The sequence below is a fragment of the Phenylobacterium sp. genome, assembly GCF_041916435.1.
Classification (GTDB): domain Bacteria; phylum Pseudomonadota; class Alphaproteobacteria; order Caulobacterales; family Caulobacteraceae; genus Phenylobacterium.
In genome coordinates this window covers 14099-34354 of record NZ_JAYRZM010000011.1, presented here as the reverse complement: position 1 = coordinate 34354, position 20256 = coordinate 14099, and the positions used below count along the sequence as shown (strand labels likewise).

The following is a 20256-nucleotide window of genomic DNA, read 5'->3' as shown; positions in this document are numbered from 1 at the left end:
CGCCCTTCACGACCACCTTGTTGTCCGGGCGGACCTTCCAGGCGACCTGGTTCTTGGCCACGAAGCCGATCAGGCCGCCGGGGTTCTTGAAGTCGTCATTGCGGAAGGTGACCACGGCGCCCTTCGGTCCGACGTCGATCTTGGCGACGTTGGCTTCGCGGCACAGGCCCTTGATGGCGACGACCTTGAGCAGCTGGCCGGCCTCGGGCGGCAGCGGCCCGAAGCGGTCGATCAGCTCGGCGGCCAGGGCTTCGCGCTCGCCCGATTGCTCGGCCTCGGACAGGCGGCGATAGAGGGCCAGGCGGACGTTCAGGTCGGGCACATAGGCCTCGGGGATCAGCACGGCCGCGCCGGTGTTGATCTGGGGCGACCAGCCGCGGTCCTCGACCAGGCCTTCCTTGCCGGCCAGGATCTTCAGCTCGGCGACCGCGTCCTCCAGCATCTGCTGATAGAGCTCGACCCCGATCTCGCGGATATGGCCGGACTGTTCCTCGCCCAGCAGGTTGCCGCCGCCGCGCTGGTCCAGGTCGTGGCTGGCCAGCTGGAAGCCGGCGCCCAGGCTGTCCAGGGACTGCAGCACCTTCAGACGACGCTCGGCCGACAGGGTGATCTGCTTCTCGGCCGGGGTGGTCATGTAGGCGTAGGCGCGGGCCTTGGCCCGGCCGACCCGGCCGCGCAGCTGGTAGAGCTGGGCCAGGCCGAACATGTCGGCCCGGTGGATGACCATGGTGTTGGCCGTGGGGATATCCAGGCCGCTCTCCACGATGGTGGTCGACAGGAGCACGTCGTACTGGCCGTCGTAGAAGGCGGTCATCACCTCTTCGAGCTGGGTCGGCGCCATCTGGCCGTGGCCGACCACGAAGCGGACTTCCGGCACCTGCTCGCGCAGGAACCGCTCCAGCTCCGGCAGGTCGGAGATGCGCGGAGTGACGTAGTAGGCCTGACCGCCACGATACTTCTCGCGCAGCAGGGCCTCACGGATGACCACAGCGTCGAAGGGCGTGATGTAGGTGCGCACCGCCAGGCGATCGACCGGCGGCGTGGCGATGATCGACATCTCGCGGATGCCGGACAGGGCCATCTGCAGGGTGCGCGGGATCGGCGTGGCGGTCAGGGTCAGCATGTGCACGTCGGCGCGAAGCTCCTTGAGCTTCTCCTTGTGCTTGACCCCGAAGTGCTGCTCCTCGTCGACGATGACCAGGCCGAGGTTCTTGAACTCGACCTGCTTGCTCAGCACCGCGTGGGTGCCGATCACCACCTCGATCTCGCCCTTCTTCAGGCCTTCGCGGGTCTCGGCGGCCTCCTTGGCGGGCACCATCCGCGACAGGCGGCGGACCTTCACCGGCCAGCCCTGGAAGCGTTCGGAGAAGGTCTTGAAGTGCTGGCGGGCGAGCAGGGTCGTCGGCGCGACCACGGCCACCTGTTGGCCGCTCATGGCCACGACGAAGGCGGCGCGCAGGGCGACCTCGGTCTTACCGAAGCCGACGTCGCCGCAGATCAGCCGGTCCATCGGCTTGCCGCCGGTGAGGTCCTCGAGGATCTCGTGGATGGCGGCCAGCTGGTCCTCGGTTTCCTCGTAGGGGAAGCGGGCGCAGAACTCGTCGAACACGCCATGCGGCGGATCCACCGGGTCCGTAGACTTGAGCTCCCGCTCCGCGGCGATGCGGATGAGGCCCATCGCCATTTCGCGCAGCCGTTCCTTGGCGCGCGCCTTGCGGGCCTGCCAGGCGGCGCCGCCGAGCCGGTCGAGCTGGACCCCCTCGCCTTCCGCGCCATAGCGGGTCAGCAGGTCGATGTTCTCAACCGGCAGGTAGAGCTTGGCCTCGCCGCCGTACTGCAGTTCCAGGCAGTCGTGGGGCGCGCCCTGGACCTCAAGGGTTTTCAGGCCCGCATAACGGCCGATGCCGTGGTCGATATGGACGACGAGATCACCCGGCGTGAGCGACGAGGCCTCGGCCAGGAAGTTCGAGGCTCGCCGGCGGCGGCGCGGCCGGGCCAGGCGGTCGCCGAGGATGTCGGTCTCGGAGATGACCGCCAGGGTCTCGGTCTCGAACCCGGACTCCAGCGGCAGGACCACCCGCTGGGGCTTCTTCGGATCGGCGGCCTTAGCGGCGTCCCAATAGGGCGCGAAGGCGGCGTCCTTCAGGCCGTGGTCGGCCAGCATCACGCCCAGGCGTTCCGACGAGCCCTCGGACCAGGAGGCGAACAGGACGCGCTTGCCGCCCGTGATCAGGCGCCGCGCATGATCGGCGGTGGCCTCGAACAGGTTGACCGAGTCCTGCTGGCGCTCGGCGACGAAGGCGCGGCCCAGGCGCGCGCCCATGTCGATCACCGTGTCACCCTCGGCCTGGTTGAAGGCGGAGAACCGGCGGGTCGGGCGTTCCGCCAGGCGGGCGCGCCATTCCTCGTCATCCAGATAGAGCCGATCGGGCTCCAGCGGGTGGTAGTGGACCTTGCGGTCGGCCTGGGCGCGAGCGTCGAAGGCGTCGGCGATCATCGCCATGCGCTCTTCGCGGGCCTCGGCGGCCAGGTGGTCGACCCCGATCAGGGCACTGTCCGGCAGGTAGTCGAACAGTGTCGCCATGTCCGGGTAGAACAGCGGCAGCCAGTGCTCCATGCCGGCGCGGCGTCCGCCCTCGCTGACCGTTTCATAGAGCGGGTCGCCACCGGGGGCGCCGAAGGCCTCCACGTAGCCGCGGCGGAAGCGGGCGATGGCGTCTTTGTCCAGCAGGGCCTCGCTCACCGGCAGCAGGGTGACGTCTTTGAGCTGCTTGGTGGAGCGCTGGGTCTCAGGATCGAAGGCGCGGATGGATTCCAGCGTGTCGCCGAACAGGTCCAGGCGGACGGGCTCCTCGGCGCTGGGCGGATAGACGTCGATGACGCCGCCGCGGATGGCGAACTCGCCCTTTTCCGAGACGGTGGAGGCGCGCTGATAGCCGTTGACCGCGAAATAGCGTTCCAGGTCGGCGATCTCGACCGCGTTGCCGACCCTGGCCGACCAGGTGGCGCCGGTGACCGAGGCCTTGGGCGGCACGCGCTGGATCATGGCGGCGACGGAGGCCACCAGCAGAACGGGCTTCTTGGCGTCCAGGCCCTGGGCGAGGCGCGCCAGGGTGGTCATGCGCTGGGCGGCGACGCCCGGTGACGGGCCGGCGCGGTCATAGGGCAGGCAATCCCAGGACGGGAACTGCAGGATTTCCACGCCGCCGGCGAAGAATCGGAAGGCGTCGATGAAGGCCGACAGGCGCGAGCCGTCCCGGGCCACGAACACCGACAGGCCGCCGCGGGCCTTGAGGATGTCGGCCATGACCAGGGCGTCGAAGCCCTCCGGCGCGCCGATCAGGTCGAGGCGGCCAGGGTCCTGGGCGATGCGGCGGGTCTCGGCCTGGGTGGGCGCCCGAAAGCCGTCAGCCGCCATGCGGCCCCCCGCGGGACTCGAAAGCATCGAACCGGAACTGTTTGATCAGACGCATCATTTCGCCGTCCACTTCAGGTGGCGTTGGCGTGCGTTCGACGATCCATTCGTAGAGGTCCTGGTCCGGGTGTTCCAGCAAGGCTTCGAGGCTGTCGAGTTGCTCGGCCGTGAAAGTCTCTGCATAGCGATCCGCGAACGGACCGAGGATCAGGTCCGCCTCGCGAAAGCCGCGGTGCCAGGCGCGGTACTTCAACCGCTTCAGTCGGATGTCATCTTGGGTCATCGGAGAGGCGGGATATAGAGCGGCGCGCCTCCGGACGCCAGAGGATGAGAGGCCGGGGCCTCAGTCGCCGCCGAACCAGGAGAAGGACAGAGTCTTGAACACCTGGGCGCCGAACCGAGCGCCGGTCATCAGCACCGGCTCATCCGAGCCGTTGGGCCCCTGGGCCTGATTGGCCTTCAGTTTGTCGAGGTTGAACGTCCCGTCGATCTGGATGTCGCCCAGGACGGGATCCACGCCGACGAAACGGAAGTCCCCGCCGCCCACCTTGTAGGCCCTGGCCAGCACGCGAATGGTGCGGGTGTAGTTGGGCTGGCCGAGCTCGGTCTCACCCTGCTGGGAGCTCTCGTCGGCGAAGTCCAGCATGATCGGGCTGGAGGTGGCGGTGCGCTCGCCCGCCTCCCACTTCACGAAGTCCTCCTCGGGCAGGATCGAGAGGTTCTGCAGGGTGTAGGCGCCGACCTTCACCTCCTGGGTCGGCATGTAGTAGCCGAACAGGTCTTCGCCCTTCACGTGGGAAAAGCCGGACAGGACGGGCGGCGCCGTGGATTGGACGGGGGCCGCCGCCGGGGCTGGCGCGGGCGCGGCGGGAGCCTGGTCGGTCTTTTGCGGGCTGCAGGCGCCCAGCAGGACCGCGAGGCCCGCCATGGTCGAGATGTTTCGCATGTCGCTCCCCAGGTTGCGGCCCGAACCCCATCATGGACGCGGGCCAAGGTCCAGCCAGATCGCTATGATGGCCGCATGCGGCCCGAGATTCTGTTCCCCCTTTATGCCCCGGTGAAGACGCTGAAAGGCGTCGGGCCGCGCGTGGCGCCGCTGCTCGAGAAGCTTGCCGGGCCGATTGTCCGCGACGTGCTGTTCCTGGCCCCGCATTCCGTGGTGCGCCGCCGGCCGGCGACGGTGGCCTCCGCGGTCGAGGGCGAGGTGCAGACCTTCCAGGTGGAGATCGACGAACATCAGAAGCCGCGCGGTCCGCAGCAGCCCTGGAAGCTTCGCGCCTTTGATGGCACGGGGTACCTGACCCTGGTCTTCTTTGGCGGGTTCGGCGGTTCGGTGGCCGAGAAGAACCCGGTGGGCGCCAAGCGGCTGGTGTCGGGCAAGGTCGAGCGGTTCGGGTCGGAACTGCAGATGCCGCATCCTGACTACATCGTGGCGCCCGAGCGGGCGGCGGACATCCCGGAGCTGGAGGCGGTCTATCCGGCGACGGCCGGTCTGCCGGCGCGCACGGTGCGTCGCTTCGCCCATGAGGCCCTGGATCGCGCCCCGGACCTCACCGAATGGCAGGATCCCGCCTGGCTGGAGCGCCAGGGCTGGCCGTCGTGGAAGGAGGCCCTGATCCGTCTGCATAGCCCGGCGACCGAGGCCGACCTGCAGCCTACAGCGCCGCATGTGCGTCGCCTGGCCTATGACGAACTTCTGGCCCACCAGCTGGCCATGGCCCAGCGCAAGGCCGACCGACGCCGCGAGCCCGCGGCGAAGATCGCGGCCGCACCCCTGGCCGACGGGGTCGAGGCCGCCCTGCCCTTCAAGCTGACCAACGCCCAGCGCCGCGCGCTGTCGGAGATCCGTGGCGACCTGGCGAGCGGCGAGCGGATGAGCCGGCTGGTCCAGGGGGATGTGGGCTCGGGCAAGACCGTGGTGGCCATGCTGGCCATGGCCGATGTGGCGGCCGGCGGCGGGCAGAGCGCCCTGATGGCCCCGACCGAGATCCTGGCCCGCCAGCACTTCGAGACCCTGGGCGGCCCCTTGGCGGCCCAGGGGATCAAGGCGGTGCTGTTGACCGGCCGTGATAAGGGCGCGAGTCGGGCCGAGAAGCTGCGCGCCCTGGCCGGCGGCGAGGTTCAGGTCGCGGTGGGCACCCACGCCCTGTTCCAGGATGATGTGGCCTTCCATCGCCTGCAGTTCGCGGTGATCGACGAGCAGCACCGGTTCGGCGTAGCCGAGCGTCAGCGTCTGCAGGCCAAGGGCGAGGCGACGCACCTGCTGGCCATGTCAGCGACGCCGATCCCGCGCACCCTGGAACTGACCCTCTACGGCGACCTGGACGTCAGCCGCATTGATGAGAAGCCGCCGGGCCGTACGCCGGTAGCTACCCGTGCTGTGCCCATGGGTCGGGTGGAGGAGGTGGAGGCCCGCCTGCGGGCCGTCGTCGCCGAGGGAGCCCAGGCCTTCTGGATCTGCCCGCTGGTCTCGGAAAGCGAGCTGGTCGACCTCAAGGCGGCGGAGAAGCGGGCCGAGGAGCTGCGCCACCGGATCGGGCCGACCGTGGGGCTGGTGCACGGCAAGATGACCGGGGCTGAGAAGGACACGGTCATGGCCGATTTCGCCGACGGCAAGATCGGCGTGCTGGTGGCGACGACTGTGGTCGAGGTCGGCGTCAACGTGCCCAACGCCACCATCATGGTCATCGAACAGGCCGAGCGATTTGGCCTCGCCCAGCTGCACCAGCTGCGGGGCCGGGTGGGCCGTGGGCGGCGCGAGAGCTCCTGCGTCCTCCTCTATGATCCACCGCTGTCGGAGACCGCCCAGAAGCGGCTGGATATCCTGCGGCGCACCGATGACGGCTTCCAGATCGCCGAGACGGACCTGGAGCTGCGCGGCGGCGGCGACGCCTTGGGCCTGAAGCAGTCCGGCTTTCCGGCCTATGTGTTCGCCGATCCCTTCGCCCACCGAGACCTGATCGCCGTGGCCGGCGATGACGCCCGGCTGATCCTGGCTCGCGATCCGGGGCTGAAGAGCCCGCGGGGTCAGGCGGTGAGCGTCTTGCAGGAGCTGTTCGACTGGCGCCCGGCGTCACCGCTCAAGGACGCCGGATGACCCGGCCGTTCAGGGCGTAGACCGGCGACGGGGCGAGCGCGATGCTGCCGGCGATGGCCGGAGCGGGCCGCCTGAAGTCGGGATCGGCCAGTAGGGCGGCGACCCGCGCCTTCGAGTCTTCCTCAAGATCAGCGTAGAATAGGTTGAATCCAGGCGCTTTCTGCCGGTCCATCCAGTCGCCCTGGCGCTTCAGCATGCTGGCCTTGGGGCGCGAGATGCGCAGCACCCCGTCCTTGCACTGGGCCTGGACCTGACGGGTCAGGAACGGCGGACGCGCGCCCCACTCCAGCCCCGTGGCGTTGGCGGCGCCCAGGCCGAGCTTGGCCGGGGCGAGCGCCGTGGTCGTGCCGCCGATCAGCGGATTGAAGCACAGGGGCTTGCGGCCGTGCAGGTTCTCCAGCTGGGCGCCGTCACCCCAGACCAGGGCCCGGTCGACCACGTCCTTGGCGCGCTGCGGATCATCGCTGTAGGCCGAGACCCAGGCCGCCAGGCAGCCGGCCTCTTGCCGCCGCAGGCACGGGGTGATCGGCGGCGCGTCCGCGGGGGTGGCCGCCTCGATCAGATAGGCGCCGGCCAAGCGGGCCTTGATCTCCGGCTTGGCGGCGATCTCCTCGGCCAGCAGGCGCGCGGCCAGGGTGCCCCCCTGCTCCACACCGACGATGACGAAGGGGCGGCCGGAATTGTAGGCGGAGATATAGCGACGGAAGGCCTCGGCGACATCAGCATAGGCGAAGCGGCGCGCCTCGCGGGCGTCCTCGCGCAGGGTCATCAGGGTGTAGAGGCTGGCCTGGCGATAGCGCGGGGCGAATAGCCGCCCGGTGCGCTGGAATGGCCCGGCGTAGTTGGGCGCGAAGACCTGGCGGAACTGGCGGTCGACCTTGCGGTCATCAATGGGGGCGTTCCAGTGCGCGCCGCCGTTATAGGCTGTGGGGCCGAGGAAAAAGATGTCTGCCGGCGGATCGGCTGTGGTCCAGGTCTCCGGGTGCGCGGGCAGCAGAGCCCAGGCTTCGGGACGGCTGTAGTCTGGCGCGGCCGGTGGGCTGTAGATCTGGAACGGCTGCTTGGGATCAAGCCCGGTGCGCAGGATGTCGATGCGCCAGACATAGGCCGAGAGCGCCAGCACGACCGTCAGTACGGCCGCGAGCAAGAAGATCCACCGCTTCAAGGGACGATCCGCCATGCTCCCTAGCTATAGGAGCCCGGCCCGCACCGCCAGCATCAGCCTAGCGATACGGGTCCGACGACGAGAGATAGGTCTGGACGTAGTCGGTGATGCCGTCTTCCAGCGAGGTCATCGGCTGGTTGTAGCCGGCGGCGGCCAGGCGCTCCATCCGGGCCTCGGTGAAGTACTGGTACTTGTCCCGGATGGCGGGCGGCATGGGGATGTAGTCGATCTTGGCCGGCTTGCCCGCAGCGGCGAACACCGCCTTGGCCATGTCGGCGAAGGACCGGGCCTTGCCGGAGCCCAGGTTGTAGACCCCGCTCACGTCCGGCGAGTTGACCAGCCAGGCGACGATATCCGCGACATCGCGGACATAGACGAAGTCGCGAAGTTGACCGCCGTCCGCATAGTCGGGGCGGTGCGACTTGAAGAGCTGGATGTCCAGGCCGTCGCGAACCTTCGGCCAGATCTGGGCGGCGACGGACTTCATGGAGTCCTTGTGCTCTTCGTTCGGCCCATAGACGTTGAAGAACTTCAGCCCGGTCCACTGCGGCGGCGCATAGCCCCGGGCGGCCTGGCGGGCGGCGAAGACGTCGAACAGGGCCTTGGACCAGCCATAGGTGTTCAGGGGGCGCAGGGCCGACAGCGATGTAAAGTCGTCCTTGTCCTCGAAGCCCAGGGCGCCGTCGCCATAGGTGGCGGCCGAAGAGGCGTAGATCAACCGGCGCTGCCGGTCGGCGCACCAGCGGAACAGGTCGCGGCTGAGGGTGAAGTTGGAGTGGATGATCTTGTCGGCGTCCGGCTCGGTCGTGGACGACACCGCGCCCATGTGGACCACGCATTCGATGTCGCGCCAGCGCTTCTCCAGCCAGTCGAACATGGCCTCGGGCGCCACGAAGTCGCCGATCGGGTGCTTGGCGATGTTGCGCCACTTGCCGAGGTCAGCCTCGAACAGCCAGTCGCAGACCACCACATCCAGGTCCTGGTCCTGCGCCAGCTTGGCGACGATGTTGGAGCCGATGAAGCCGGCCCCGCCGGTGACGAAGATGATGCGACGGGTCATTGGTCGTCCTTTGCCGTCATCCGCGCGATGGCCGCGGTCGTGGAATAGCCGTCGACGAGTTGGGCGAGCTTCACCTCCCCGCCCCAGCTGCGGACCTGGGCCGCGCCCACCACCTGGTCTTCCGAATAGTCCGCGCCCTTGATCAGCACGTCGGGCCGGGCGGCCTCGATCAGCTTCAGCGGGGTGTCCTCGTCGAAGGGCGCGACCAGGTCGACGCAGGCCAAACCGGCCAGCACCAGGGCGCGGCTCTCCAGGTCATTGACCGGACGGCCCTCGCCCTTCAGCGCCTTCACCGAGCGGTCGGAGTTGAGGCCGACGATCAGGCGGTCGCACCAGGTCCGGGCCTGGTTGAGATAGGCCACGTGCCCGCGGTGCAGGATATCGAAGCAGCCGTTGGTGAAGCCGACGCGCAGGCCCTTGGCCCGCCAGCGCGCAACCTCGTCGGCCAGCCGCTGGGGCGTGGCGATCTTGGCCTCGGCCGGCGCCAGGTGGGCGGTGATGGAGGCCTCTGTCAGCTCTTCCGGCGTCACGACCGCGGTGCCGGCCTTGGTCACAGCCACGCCGGAGGCCAGCATGGCGAAGGTGATGGCGTCCTCGATCCGCGTGCCGGAGGCGAGCGCCAGGCCTAGGGCGGCGATGGTGGTGTCGCCGGCGCCGGAGGCGTCGAACACCTCCCGAGGCACGCCGGGAAAATGCCGGACCGGCTCGCCACGGACGCCCAGCGAAATGCCCTTGGCCGCGCGGGTGACCAGGATCGCCTTGGCTTCGCACAGGGACAGGGCGTGGGCCAGGGCCGCCTCGATCTCGGTGTTGGTTCCCGTGGGCAGGCCGGTAGCGAAGGCCAGTTCGGCGGCGTTCGGCTTGATCATGTCGACCGCGCCATAGCGGCGGAAGCTGCGGGCCTTGGAGTCGACGATCACCGGAACACCGGCCTCGCGCACTGCGGCGATCACCGCGTCGGTGACAACGCCCTTGCCGTAGTCGGACAACAGGATCACACCGCACCCGGTCGCCACGTCGCGGATGGTGCGGATCAGGCGCTGCTCGACCTCGCCCTCCGCCGGTCGGCTCTCTTCCAGGTCGACGCGCAGCAGCTGCTGGCCGCCGGAGACGAAGCGGGTCTTGAGCGTCGTCGGCCGCGACGGGTCGGTAAGCAGGAAACCCTCGACCCCGGTGTCGGCGCCGACCAGGCGCATGGCCTCGTGGCCCTCGGCGTCGCCGCCGACCAGGCCGATCAGCGAAACCTCGCCCCCCAGGGCGGCGACATTGCGCGCCACATTGCCGGCCGCGCCCAGCATGACGATCTCGCGCGAGCGGGCCAGCACCGGGATCGGCGCTTCGGGCGACACCCGGGTGACATCGCCATACACGAAACGGTCGACCATGACGTCGCCGACGCACAGGACGCGGGCGCCGCTCAGGCGGGCCAGCAGGGTCTGAAGGTTTGACAGGTCCATGATCAGCCTCTGGCGCTCGCAGACGTTCCGGTCAAGCCGCGGTCAGCGCACGGCCCGAATGGCCTTCAGGGTCTTCAGCAGCTCTGCGGCGCCGTCCAGCGGCAGGCAGCTCGGCCCGTCACACAGCGCCTTTTCAGGGTCGGGGTGGAATTCTAGGAACACGCCGTCGGCGCCTGCGGCGACCGCCGCCTTGGCCAGGATCGGGACGCCGCTGCGCCGGCCGCCGGTCGAGGCGCCGTTGGACTTGGGGTTGGCGCCCGGCAGCTGCACGGCGTGGGTGGCGTCGATGGTCACCGGGGCGCCGAGGTTCTGCATCTCCTCAATGCCCAGCATGTCGACCACCAGGTTGTTGTAGCCGAACGAGTTACCCCGCTCGCACAGGATCGTCATATCCTGGCCGACCGCTTCCTTGATCTTGTCGAGGATGTTGCGGCAGTCCCAGGGCGCCAGGAATTGGCCCTTCTTGACGTGCAGCAGGCCGCCGGCGGCCTGGGTGGCGCGAGCGGCGGCGATCACCAGGTCAGTCTGGCGGCACAGGAAGGCCGGGATCTGCACCAGGTCGGCGACGGCGGCGACGGGCTCGGCCTGGTCGATCTCATGCAGGTCGGTGGCGATGGGCAGGTTGAACTCGGCCTTGATGGCCGCGAGCATCTCCAGCCCCTTCTCCAGGCCCGGCCCACGATAGCTATGGATCGAGGAGCGGTTGGCCTTGTCGAAGCTGGCCTTGAACACATAGGGCAGGCCGAGCTCGGTTGTGACCGTCTTGAGGTGCTCGGCGACGCGGCGGGCCAGGTCGAGGTCTTCCAGCACGTTCAGGCCGGCGATGACGACGAGCGGATTGTCCCCGCCGAACGCGATGTTCCACTTGTCGAGCGCCAGCACGGCCATGGGCTTTTCCTCAAGGTGTTGGAAGGGGCCTAAGTGGCGCGCGCTGGCCCGCTCCACAAGTCTCAATTCCATTCCGCCGCATCCCGGCGGCCGGCTCCGCCGTAACCGATGGGCGACCGCCAACCGAGTCGCCGCCTGAAGCGTTTGGGTGTAGGTTGTCCTAGTTATCGAGGGTTGTGGTCATGTCGCCACTCGAACAATCGTCTCTCGCTATCGCCGCCCGCGACGCTCGCAGTTTTCGCAGCCTCCCGGAACTGGCCGACTCTCCCTTGCTGTTCCGCACCGCCCTGCGGGCGATGGCCCGCAACTGGGAGGCCGGCCGGCTGACCTTTGTGACGCCGCGCGGAGCGCCCCTGCCGCTGCAGGGCGCCCTCCCCGGCCCCGACGCCATCGTGCAGATCAAGGACTATCGCTTCATCCGTCGCGCCCTGTTCGCCGGCGATATCGGCTTCGCCGAGGCCTATATGGCCGGGGAATGGGATACGCCGGACCTGACGGCGGTGCTGTCGGCCTTTGCGCTCAATTTCGAACGCCTGAAGCTGGTGACCGAGGGTAACGTCCTGGCCGGCTTGGCCAACCGGGTCTTCCACGCCCTGAACGCCAACACGCGGGAAGGTTCGCGCAAGAATATTCACGCGCACTACGACCTGGGCAACGCCTTCTATTCCCGCTGGCTCGACCCCAGCATGACCTACTCCTCGGCCCGCTTCGCCTATCCGGGTCAGCCTCTGGTGGAGGCGCAGGCTCACAAGTACCGCAGCCTGGCTGAGGAGATGGGCCTGGCGTCAGACCACCATGTGCTGGAGATCGGCTGCGGCTGGGGCGGGTTCGCCGAGTTCGCGGCCAAGGAGGTCGGCGCGCGGGTGACGGGCGTCACCATCTCCCAGGAGCAGTACGACTTCGCGGTACGGCGGATGTTCGAACAGGGCCTGAACGAGAAGGTCGAGATCCGGCTGGTCGACTATCGCGACGTCGAGGGCCAGTTCGACCGGGTCGCCTCCATCGAGATGTTCGAGGCGGTGGGCGAGCGCTACTGGCCGACCTATTTCGACAAGATCCGCGACGTGCTGGCGCCTGGCGGCCGCGCGGGCCTGCAGATCATCACCATCCAGGACCGCATGTTCGAGGACTATCGGCGCCGGGCGGATTTCATCCAGCGCTACATCTTCCCAGGCGGGATGCTGCCCTCGGAGTCCCGTTTGAAGGCCGAGACGACGCGGGCTGGCCTGGCCTGGACCGGAATCACCCGGTTCGGACGCGACTACGCCGACACCCTGGCGGCCTGGCGTAGGGCCTTCGACGGCGCCTGGGAGGATATCCGCCGGCTGGGCTTCGACGAGCGGTTCCGCAGGCTCTGGCAGTTCTATCTGGCCTATTGCGACGCCGGCTTCCGCACCGGGCGGACCGATGTGGTGCAACTGGGCCTCGCCAAAGCCTGAGCCCCCTCTGGTCCGGGCGCGTTGTCGGCCCTAAGTAGCGGGGATGACGATCGCACCCACCGTCCTCGACGCCATCGGCAACACGCCGCTCATCCGCCTGCGCCGCGCCAGCGAAGCCACGGGCTGTGAAATCCTCGGCAAGGCCGAGTTCATGAACCCGGGAGCCTCGGTGAAGGACCGGGCGGCCCTGTTCATCGTGCGGGACGCCGAACGACGGGGCTTGCTCAAGCCCGGTGGCCGTATTGTCGAGGGCACCGCCGGCAACACTGGCATCGGCCTAGCCATGGTCGGCGGGGCGCTGGGCTATCGCACCACCATCGTGATCCCCCGGACCCAGAGCCAGGAGAAGAAGGACGCGATCCGACTGCTGGGCGCGGAGCTGGTGGAGGTGGACGCGGTCCCCTACTCCAACCCTGACAACTATGTCCGCTATTCCGGCCGGCTAGCCGAAGAGCTGGCTGCCAAGGAGCCGAACGGGGCGATCTGGGCCAATCAGTTCGACAATATCGCCAACCGCCTGGCCCATGTGGAGACCACGGGGCCGGAGATCTGGGACCAGACCGGCGGCAAGGTTGATGCCTTCATCTGCGCCGTGGGCTCCGGCGGCACCCTGGCCGGCGTGGCCGAGGCGTTGCGGGCCCGGAACCCTGACATCAAGATCGGTCTCGCCGACCCGCATGGCGCTTCGCTTTTCTCGTATTACACCGAGGGTGAGCTGAAGGCCGAGGGGACCTCGATCAGCGAGGGCATCGGCCAGGGGCGGATCACCGCCAACCTCGAGGGGTTGAGCGTCGACCATCCCTATCGGATCAGCGACGAGGAGATGCTGCTGGCCATCTATGACCTCGTCGAACACGAGGGCCTGGTGATGGGCGGCTCGACCGGGGTGAATGTCGCCGGCGCCATCCGTATGGCCAAGGATCTCGGGCCCGGCCACACCATCGTGACCATCCTGTGTGACCAGGGCTCGCGGTATCAGAGCAAAATCTTCAATCCCGCTTTCCTGGCCGAACGCGGCCTGCCCACCCCGCCCTGGCTGAGCTGATGACTGATCCCCTCGTCTCCACCGCCTGGCTGGCCGAACGCCTTGGCGACGCCGACCTGCGCATCCTGGACGCCAGCTGGTTCCTGCCGGCCGAGGGGCGGAGCGGTCACGCGGAATATCTGGAGCGGCATATCCCCGGCGCGGTCTTCTTCGACATCGACGCCATCGCCGACCATTCCACCGACCTGCCGCACATGCTGCCGACGCAGGAGGCCTTCGCCGAGGCGGCGGGCAAGCTCGGCCTGTCGCGCCAGGGCGTCATCGTCGCCTATGACAGCTGGGGCGTCCGCGCAGCGGCCCGCCTCTGGTGGACCCTGCGGGTCATGGGCTTCGACAATGTGCGGGTGCTGGACGGCGGCCTGAAGGCCTGGCTGGCTGAGGGGCGTGTGACTGAGGCGGGCGCGGCCACGCCGGCCCCCACCGTAATCGACCCCGCCTTCCGGCCGGAACTAGTGCGTGACGTGGCGGCGGTGAAGCAGTTGCTGGCCACCGGCGCCGCCCAACTGCTCGACGCTCGTGGCGCGGCGCGGTTCCGGGGCGAGGCGCCCGAGCCCCGCGCGGGCCTTCGCGGCGGTCACATGCCAGGCGCCCTGAACACGCCGTTCGACAGCTTGATCGGTCCCGACGGGCGCATGAAGTCTGAGGCAGAAGTGCGTGATATTTTCATGGCTTCTGGGCTTAATCTCGACAATCCTGTCGTCACCACCTGCGGTTCCGGCGTCACGGCCTCGGTGTTGGCCCTGGGCCTTGCGCGCCTCGGCCGCTGGGATGTGCCGGTCTATGACGGCTCCTGGAGCGAATGGGGCGGGCGGGACGACACTGAGGTGGTGACCGGTCCTTGATCCTGCGACCGGCCCGAGAGGAAGACATTCCGCACCTGCCGACGATCGAGCGATCCGCCGGCCAGGCCTTCCGGGGAACGCCCCAGGCCTGGATCGCTGACGACGGCGTAACTGAGGCTGACGCCTATCCGTCGCTGATCGGGGCGGGTCTGGTCTGGGTCGCTGAGCTCGAAGGCGCGCCCCGGGGGTTCATTCAGGCCGGGCCGGCCGTGGATGACCTGCATGTCTGGGAGCTGTCCGTTCACACCGACTGGCAGAAGCGGGGCCTGGGGGCGGCCCTGGTCCTCGACGCCGTGGCCCGTGGCCGGTCTGCCGGGCTATCCGGGTCCACCCTGACCACCTTTCGCAGCATTCCCTGGAACGCGCCATTCTATGCGCGGCTTGGGTATAGAATTCTGGAGGCGCCAGACAACCGGCTGTCCTCCATCCTCGCCGGGGAAGCTGCGCGCGGCCTCAGCGACAGGTGCGCAATGCGGCTGGACTTCCGCGACACGGCTTGATGCGCGCCCCCGGCCGCTCCTAAGTGGACGCCTCCGCATCGAGATCTCGTGAGCCATGGCCGAAGACACCCGCCTGATCCACACCGGCGAGACCGGCAAGCCCCTGGTCAAGACCGTGGCTCCGCCGATCCAGAAGGGCTCGACCGTGCTGCTGCCCAATGCGGCGGCGCTCTATGACGACGACCACTTCCAGACCTACGGACGCCAGGGCCTGGCCGCCCACGACGCCCTGAAGGCCGGTCTCTGCGAGCTGGAAGGCGCTGTCGGGGCGGCCCTCTATCCCTCCGGTGTCGCCGCCCTGTCAGGGGCGATGCTGGCGGTGCTGAAGGCCGGGGATGAGGTGCTGGTGGTGGACACCATCTACAAGCCCACCCGGCGGTTCTGCGACCAGGTGCTGAAGCGCTTCGGCGTCACGACCCGCTACTATGACCCCGCCCAGTCGCCGCAGGACCTTGTGGCCAGCGCCGGCCCGGCCACCCGGCTCATCGTGATGGAGAGCCCAGGCTCCCTGAGCTTCGAGATGCAGGACATGGCGGCCATCGCCCGCCTGGCCAAGGCGCGGGGCATACTGACCCTGGCCGACAACACCTGGGGCGCGGGCCTGATCTACAAGCCCCTGGCTCACGGGATCGACATCAGCGTCCAGGCCCTGACCAAGTATGTGGGCGGTCATTCGGATGTGTTCATGGGCTCGGCGGCGGCGTCCGACCCGGCCATCGCCAAAGCCCTCGATGACGGCGTGCTGCATCTGGGCTGGGCCGTGGCGCCCGAGGACGCCTATCAGATGCTCCGGGGGCTGCGGACCCTGTCGGTCCGCATGGCCCGCCACGGCGAGAACGGCCTGAAGATCGCCCAGTGGCTGCGCACGCGCCCCGAGGTCGTCGAGGTCCTGCACCCCGCCCTGCCCGGCGCCTCCGGCCATGACCTGTGGGCGCGGGATTATACCGGGACCTGCGGCCTTTTCGGCTTCGTGCTCCAGCCGACCCCGCCTGAGAAGGTCGAGGCCTTCCTGGACGCCCTGGAGATCTTCGGTCTCGGCTTCTCCTGGGGCGGCTTTGAGAGCCTGGCTATCTCCTGCGACGACCAACTGCGCAGCCGCAGTCACCGCCGCACCTATGCCGGCCCGCTCATGCGGCTGCATATCGGCCTGGAAGACCCCGCCGATCTGATCGCCGATCTCGAGCGGGGCTTCGCCGCCCTTTAGGGGCGGGACAGCCGGGTCATCAGCAGGGCGGCTCGCTTGGTCTGGCGGTCCAGGCTGGCGACTTCCATGGTCTCGCCGGGGGCGTGCGAACCTTCGCCCGCGGCGCCCAGGCCGATCAGGCCGTCGACCTTGTCCGCGACAAAGGAGATGTCGCCGGCGCCGCGCTTCAGCGGGTCGAGCTCGGGCATGACGGCGAGGCCCAGATCCTTGTTCACGTCGTTCAGCTTGCCGAGCAGCTTGCGGGAGCCCTCGGTGGGGGCCATGGCCGGATAGCCTTCCGAAAACTCCAGCTCGGCCTTGGCGCCGTTCAGATTCTGGCCAACGATCTCACGCATCTTCTTGGCCATGCGCTCGGTCTGGTCGTTGGACAGGGTGCGCAGGTCTCCGCGCGCGAGCGCGGTGGCGGCGATGATGTTGGACTTGCCGGTGGCCGTCCCGCCGGTCTCGTCGGCGTTGAGGTCGGCCGACGCGCCGCCCAGGATCAGGCCCACATTGTAGGTCGCATTGGGCTCGCGCAGATCGCGGCGGAAGGTGTCGAGGATGCGGGCCAGGTCGTAGATCGCGCCGAAGCCGGCCCGTTCGCTGAACACGCCCGAGGAGTGGCCGGGCTTGGCCGTGACCTTGACCGTCCAGGTGTTGGAGGAGCGACGGGCGATGGAGCCCATGTCCTTGCCGTCTTCCTGGGCGAGGCCCTCGAACTCCAGGGCCAGGTCGCTGCGGGTGGCGGCGGCGATCAGGTCCCGACGCGAGATGGTGACGGGATCGCCGGAGCGTTCCTCGTCGCCGGTCAGCACGATGTTGATGTCGGCGTCCTTCAGCGTGCCGGCCGCCTTCATGGCCCGCAGGGCGGCGACCATGATGACCAGGCCGCCCTTCATGTCGTTGACGCCCGGGCCTTCAACGATGTCGCCCTTGCGCACGAAGGTCTGGAACGGGCTGTCCTTCTCGAACACCGTATCCATGTGGCCGATGAGCAGCATGCGCTTGCCCTTGCCCGAGCCCTTGTGGGTGGCGACGATGTGGCCGGCGCGGCCGACCTCCTTCATCGGGATCCACTCGACCTTGAAGCCCAGGGGCTCCAGCTCGGCGCGCATCATCTTGCCGACCTCGGTGACGCCCTCGAGGTTCATGGTGCCGCTGTTCACATTGACCAGCTTTTCCAGCAGGGCCAGCGAGCGGGCGTTCTCGGCCGCAGCGGCGGCGACCAGCTTCTGTTCCTGAGCGTTCAGCCCCGCGGCGGCGGCCGGTGCGGCCAGGGCGAGGACAGAGGTGGCGGCGAGCGCGGCGGCGAAGGGGCGAAGCATGGGGAACCTGGACTGCAAGCGTGGACGGCTGGGGACTTTCCCCGGCGTCGGCGGTGAATTCAAGCGCCTGTCCACAAGCTTGAGTGGCGAAGCCTGATCTCGATCAAGGCATGGGCGGATCCGGTGGGCGAAGTCAGGGGCGATAGGAGGAATCCATGGACACCCAAGACCACACCTGGATCGTCGTCGCTGACGGGGGCAAGGCCCGCGTGTTCGAAGAGCGCGAGCGTCACGGGGACCTGAAGGAGCTGCCCGCCTGGCGCGAGGCGCATGGCGGCGAGGACCTCTCCCACGCCCACCGTCACGCCGCTCACAGCGGCGCGGGTACGCCCAAGCAGGCGGCCGAGGCGGAGTTCCTGCAGGACCTGGCCAAGGCCATCGACGCGGCCGCCCGCAAGAAGGCCTTCGACAAGCTGGTGCTGATGGCCCCGCCGAAGGCCATGGGCGTGCTGCGCGACGCGCTCAAGACCGAGGCCGCGGCCAAGCTTGAGCTCACCGATCCGCACGACCGGACCCACGAAGACGCCCGCACCCTGAAGGAGCATCTGCACAAGCTGCGCATGCCGGCCTAGGCGCGACGACCCTGCTGGAGAGCCCGGCCGCATCTCCCTTGATTCGCCCTACGTCAGCGTGAGCAGATGGGGCCACAATTAGGGAGATGCGGCATGGGTCCGTTCAAGCTGCTGATCGACGGCAAACTCGTCGACGGCGATTCCACGATGTCGGTGATCAATCCGGCCAATGAAGAGGTGCTCTCCGAGTGCCCACGCGCCTCCAAGGCGCAACTCGACCAAGCCGTCGCCGCCGCCAAGGCCGCCTTCCCCGCCTGGTCCGCCAAGCCCATCGACGAGCGCCGGGCCGCCCTGCTCGCCATGGCCGATGCGATCCAGAACGACCTGCAGAACCTGGCCCGCATCCTAACCCAGGAACAGGGTAAGCCGATCGGCGACGCCATGGGCGAAGTCTTCGGCTGCGCCGCCTTCTTCCGCTATTTCGCCAGCCTCGATCTGCCGACCAAGGTCATCGAGGACTCCGCCGACAAGAAGGTGGTGGCCAGCCGCCGTCCGCTGGGCGTGGTCGGCGCCATCGTGCCGTGGAACTTCCCGCTGATCCTGATGGCCTTCAAGGTCCCGGCGGCCCTTCTGGCCGGCAACACCGTGATCCTGAAGCCGGCGGCCACCACGCCGCTCGCCACCCTGCGCATCGCCGAGCTGGTCAAGGACCTGGCGCCGGCCGGCGTGCTGAACGTCATCGCCGACGCCAATGACCTCGGCGGCGCGATCACCGCCCACCCGGACATCCGCAAGGTCTCCTTCACCGGCTCCACCGAGACCGGCAAGAAGGTCATGGCCGGCGCCGCCGACGCCCTGAAGCGCGTAACCCTGGAGCTGGGCGGCAACGACGCCGCCATCGTCCTGGCGGACAATGATCCCAAGGAAGCCGCCCCGAAGATCTTCCAGGGCGCGTTCCAGAACTCGGGCCAGGTCTGCATCGCCATCAAGCGCGCCTATGTCCACGAGAGCATCTATGACGAGATGTGCGACGAGCTGGCCAAGCTAGCCAAGGCGGCTGTGGTCGGCGACGGCCTGCAACAGGGCGTGAACCTCGGCCCGCTCCAGAACAAGACCCAGTTCGAGAAGGTGCTGGGCTACATCGAAAGCGCCAAGGCCGACGGCAAGATCATCGCCGGCGGCGCCCGCGCCACCGAGAAGGGCTACTTCATCCAGCCGACCATCGTCCGGGACATCACCGACGGCGCCAAGCTGGTGGACGAGGAGCAGTTCGGCCCAGTCCTGCCGGTCATCAAGATCAAGGACGGGATGGACGCCGTCGCGCGCGCCAATAATTCCGAATACGGCCTGGGTGGCTCGGTCTGGTCCAAGGACCTGGACAAGGCCTGGGAACTGGCCAGCCAGATGAACACCGGCACGGTGTGGATCAACAAGCACGCCGACCTGGCCCCCAACATCCCGTTCGGCGGCGCCAAGCTGTCGGGCGTGGGCACGGAGCTGGGCGAGGAAGGCCTGTCCGAGTTCACCCAGATGCACGTCATCAACATGGCTAAGGCCTGATGCGGTTTTGGGCGGTCGGCTTCGCGCCGGCCGCCCGACTTGTCTCAACCGGCCAATTCGGCCAAAACGACGCCCAAGGTCGGCAGTTCACCTAGGCGTCGCTGCCCCGCGAGGGGAGCTAAACCTGCCAAGCTTCAGTTCCGGCCCGCACTTGTCCCGCGCCGCGTCGTAAGCCAGCGACCCTCGACATTTTCCCAGGCGCGCTCAGAGGATGAGTGATGTCCAAGACCCTGTTGCCCTTCGCCGTGAACGACGTCTCGGCCCTGGCCCGCGCCTTGGGGCGTGAGCTCGGTGAAACTGAGCGAAAGCTCGGACACGTCCAGCTGCTCAACATCCTGGCCCGCGCGGCCGGTTATCGGAACTTCCAGCACTTCCGCGCCCAGGTCGCGGCCGGCGAGCGGCTGGAGACGCCCCTGCCCGCGTCCGAGCCGGCGGATCAGGTGCTGGTGGAGCGCATGGCCCGCCACTTCGACGCCCAGGGCCGGTGGGTCCGCTGGCCGGCCAAGACCTCGCATCAACAGCTGTGTCTGTGGGTGTTGTGGGCGCGCCTGCCGACCGACGTGGCGCTGAGCGAGCCGGAGATCAACCGCCTGATCCAGGCCGCCCACCTGTTCGGGGACCACGCGATCCTGCGCCGCGAGCTGGTCAACACCGGACTCGTCGAGCGCACCCCGGACTGCAAGGTCTATCGCCGGGTAGAGCGCCGGCCGCCGCCGGAGGCGCTTGCCCTGATCCGTCGGCTGGACCTGAAGGGCCGGGCCTGAACCC

At 68.6% G+C, this 20256-nt stretch carries 17 protein-coding genes; 9 read left to right on the top strand and 8 right to left on the bottom strand.

Annotation, left to right across the window (positions count from 1 at the left end; translation table 11 throughout):
* The 3 genes from mfd to ACE3TA_RS21965 form a co-directional block, all read right to left on the bottom strand.
* The coding region (gene mfd / locus ACE3TA_RS21975; RefSeq protein WP_374576462.1) for a transcription-repair coupling factor at window positions 1-3418 on the bottom strand (3418 nt) is incomplete at its 3' end.
* Entirely contained in the window at window positions 3408-3698 is a 291-nt protein-coding gene (locus ACE3TA_RS21970; protein ID WP_374576461.1) for a succinate dehydrogenase assembly factor 2, read from the bottom strand. The genes ACE3TA_RS21970 and mfd, both read right to left, overlap by 11 nt.
* A 60-nt stretch (window positions 3699-3758) precedes the next feature.
* Window positions 3759-4361 (bottom strand): hypothetical protein, encoded by a 603-nt coding sequence (locus ACE3TA_RS21965; RefSeq protein WP_374576460.1) that lies wholly within the window; start codon window positions 4359-4361, stop codon window positions 3759-3761.
* A gap of 75 nt (window positions 4362-4436) precedes the next feature.
* On the opposite strand from ACE3TA_RS21965, the gene recG reads away from it, so the two are divergent.
* Window positions 4437-6512: an ATP-dependent DNA helicase RecG gene (recG, locus tag ACE3TA_RS21960; RefSeq protein WP_374576459.1), complete on the top strand. Its 2076-nt coding sequence runs from the start codon at window positions 4437-4439 to the stop codon at window positions 6510-6512.
* On the opposite strand, the gene ACE3TA_RS21955 is transcribed toward recG, so the two are convergent.
* The 4 genes from ACE3TA_RS21955 to kdsA all read right to left on the bottom strand — a co-directional run bounded on the left by ACE3TA_RS21955 (window position 6496) and on the right by kdsA (window position 11082).
* A complete protein-coding gene (locus ACE3TA_RS21955; RefSeq protein ID WP_374576458.1) occupies window positions 6496-7659 on the bottom strand; it encodes a DUF3089 domain-containing protein in 1164 nt (387 codons plus the stop codon). The genes recG and ACE3TA_RS21955 overlap by 17 nt on opposite strands.
* A 76-nt stretch (window positions 7660-7735) precedes the next feature.
* On the bottom strand, window positions 7736-8737 hold the full coding sequence (rfaD, locus tag ACE3TA_RS21950; RefSeq protein WP_374576457.1) for an ADP-glyceromanno-heptose 6-epimerase: 1002 nt from the start codon (window positions 8735-8737) through the stop codon (window positions 7736-7738).
* Window positions 8734-10194 (bottom strand): D-glycero-beta-D-manno-heptose 1-phosphate adenylyltransferase, encoded by a 1461-nt coding sequence (rfaE2, locus tag ACE3TA_RS21945; RefSeq protein WP_374576456.1) that lies wholly within the window; start codon window positions 10192-10194, stop codon window positions 8734-8736. Before rfaE2 ends, rfaD begins: the two co-directional genes overlap by 4 nt.
* Window positions 10195-10236: 42 nt before the next feature.
* Entirely contained in the window at window positions 10237-11082 is an 846-nt protein-coding gene (kdsA, locus tag ACE3TA_RS21940; RefSeq protein WP_374576455.1) for a 3-deoxy-8-phosphooctulonate synthase, read from the bottom strand.
* Between the two features lie 296 nt (window positions 11083-11378).
* Here kdsA and ACE3TA_RS21935 point away from each other — a divergent pair, with 296 nt between their 5' ends.
* Genes ACE3TA_RS21935 through metC form a run of 5 tightly spaced genes read left to right on the top strand, consistent with a single transcriptional unit; the run spans window position 11379 to window position 16112 of the window.
* Window positions 11379-12521 carry a class I SAM-dependent methyltransferase gene (locus ACE3TA_RS21935; RefSeq protein WP_374576463.1) on the top strand — a complete coding sequence of 381 codons (1143 nt, stop codon included), beginning with the start codon at window positions 11379-11381 and terminating at the stop codon, window positions 12519-12521.
* A gap of 43 nt (window positions 12522-12564) precedes the next feature.
* Window positions 12565-13566, top strand: coding sequence for a cysteine synthase A (locus tag ACE3TA_RS21930; RefSeq protein ID WP_374576454.1), 1002 nt, complete (start codon window positions 12565-12567; stop codon window positions 13564-13566).
* Window positions 13566-14408, top strand: a complete 843-nt coding sequence (gene sseA, locus ACE3TA_RS21925) for a 3-mercaptopyruvate sulfurtransferase (protein WP_374576453.1) — start codon at window positions 13566-13568, stop codon at window positions 14406-14408. The genes ACE3TA_RS21930 and sseA overlap by 1 nt, the downstream gene beginning before the upstream one ends.
* Window positions 14405-14908 carry a GNAT family N-acetyltransferase gene (locus tag ACE3TA_RS21920; RefSeq protein ID WP_374576452.1) on the top strand — a complete coding sequence of 168 codons (504 nt, stop codon included), beginning with the start codon at window positions 14405-14407 and terminating at the stop codon, window positions 14906-14908. The genes sseA and ACE3TA_RS21920 overlap by 4 nt, the downstream gene beginning before the upstream one ends.
* A gap of 55 nt (window positions 14909-14963) precedes the next feature.
* Window positions 14964-16112 (top strand): cystathionine beta-lyase, encoded by a 1149-nt coding sequence (gene metC / locus ACE3TA_RS21915; protein ID WP_374346627.1) that lies wholly within the window; start codon window positions 14964-14966, stop codon window positions 16110-16112.
* On the opposite strand, the gene ACE3TA_RS21910 is transcribed toward metC, so the two are convergent.
* Window positions 16109-17416 carry a M20/M25/M40 family metallo-hydrolase gene (locus ACE3TA_RS21910; RefSeq protein WP_374346626.1) on the bottom strand — a complete coding sequence of 436 codons (1308 nt, stop codon included), beginning with the start codon at window positions 17414-17416 and terminating at the stop codon, window positions 16109-16111. The two genes, metC and ACE3TA_RS21910, sit on opposite strands and share 4 nt — an antisense overlap.
* A gap of 155 nt (window positions 17417-17571) precedes the next feature.
* Between ACE3TA_RS21910 and ACE3TA_RS21905 the strand changes: the two genes are divergently transcribed.
* The 3 genes from ACE3TA_RS21905 (at window position 17572) to ACE3TA_RS21895 (ending at window position 20252) form a co-directional block, all read left to right on the top strand.
* Window positions 17572-17988, top strand: coding sequence for a host attachment protein (locus ACE3TA_RS21905; RefSeq protein WP_374346625.1), 417 nt, complete (start codon window positions 17572-17574; stop codon window positions 17986-17988).
* Between the two features lie 93 nt (window positions 17989-18081).
* Entirely contained in the window at window positions 18082-19488 is a 1407-nt protein-coding gene (locus ACE3TA_RS21900; protein WP_374346624.1) for an aldehyde dehydrogenase family protein, read from the top strand.
* A gap of 218 nt (window positions 19489-19706) precedes the next feature.
* Window positions 19707-20252, top strand: a complete 546-nt coding sequence (locus tag ACE3TA_RS21895) for a DUF2087 domain-containing protein (protein ID WP_374346623.1) — start codon at window positions 19707-19709, stop codon at window positions 20250-20252.
* Window positions 20253-20256 lie beyond the last annotated feature (4 nt).

Bases quoted from the DNA above. Each gene is read 5' to 3' on its own strand.
- ACE3TA_RS21970 (WP_374576461.1), bottom strand. From the start codon at position 3,698: ATGACCCAAGATGACATCCGACTGAAGCGGTTGAAGTACCGCGCCTGG.
- ACE3TA_RS21965 (WP_374576460.1), bottom strand. From the start codon at position 4,361: ATGCGAAACATCTCGACCATGGCGGGCCTCGCGGTCCTGCTGGGCGCC.
- recG (WP_374576459.1), top strand. From the start codon at position 4,437: ATGCGGCCCGAGATTCTGTTCCCCCTTTATGCCCCGGTGAAGACGCTG.
- rfaD (WP_374576457.1), bottom strand. From the start codon at position 8,737: ATGACCCGTCGCATCATCTTCGTCACCGGCGGGGCCGGCTTCATCGGC.
- rfaE2 (WP_374576456.1), bottom strand. From the start codon at position 10,194: ATGGACCTGTCAAACCTTCAGACCCTGCTGGCCCGCCTGAGCGGCGCC.
- kdsA (WP_374576455.1), bottom strand. From the start codon at position 11,082: ATGGCCGTGCTGGCGCTCGACAAGTGGAACATCGCGTTCGGCGGGGAC.
- ACE3TA_RS21935 (WP_374576463.1), top strand. From the start codon at position 11,379: ATGGCCCGCAACTGGGAGGCCGGCCGGCTGACCTTTGTGACGCCGCGC.
- ACE3TA_RS21930 (WP_374576454.1), top strand. From the start codon at position 12,565: ATGACGATCGCACCCACCGTCCTCGACGCCATCGGCAACACGCCGCTC.
- sseA (WP_374576453.1), top strand. From the start codon at position 13,566: ATGACTGATCCCCTCGTCTCCACCGCCTGGCTGGCCGAACGCCTTGGC.
- metC (WP_374346627.1), top strand. From the start codon at position 14,964: ATGGCCGAAGACACCCGCCTGATCCACACCGGCGAGACCGGCAAGCCC.
- ACE3TA_RS21910 (WP_374346626.1), bottom strand. From the start codon at position 17,416: ATGCTTCGCCCCTTCGCCGCCGCGCTCGCCGCCACCTCTGTCCTCGCC.
- ACE3TA_RS21905 (WP_374346625.1), top strand. From the start codon at position 17,572: ATGGACACCCAAGACCACACCTGGATCGTCGTCGCTGACGGGGGCAAG.
- ACE3TA_RS21900 (WP_374346624.1), top strand. From the start codon at position 18,082: ATGGGTCCGTTCAAGCTGCTGATCGACGGCAAACTCGTCGACGGCGAT.
- ACE3TA_RS21895 (WP_374346623.1), top strand. From the start codon at position 19,707: ATGTCCAAGACCCTGTTGCCCTTCGCCGTGAACGACGTCTCGGCCCTG.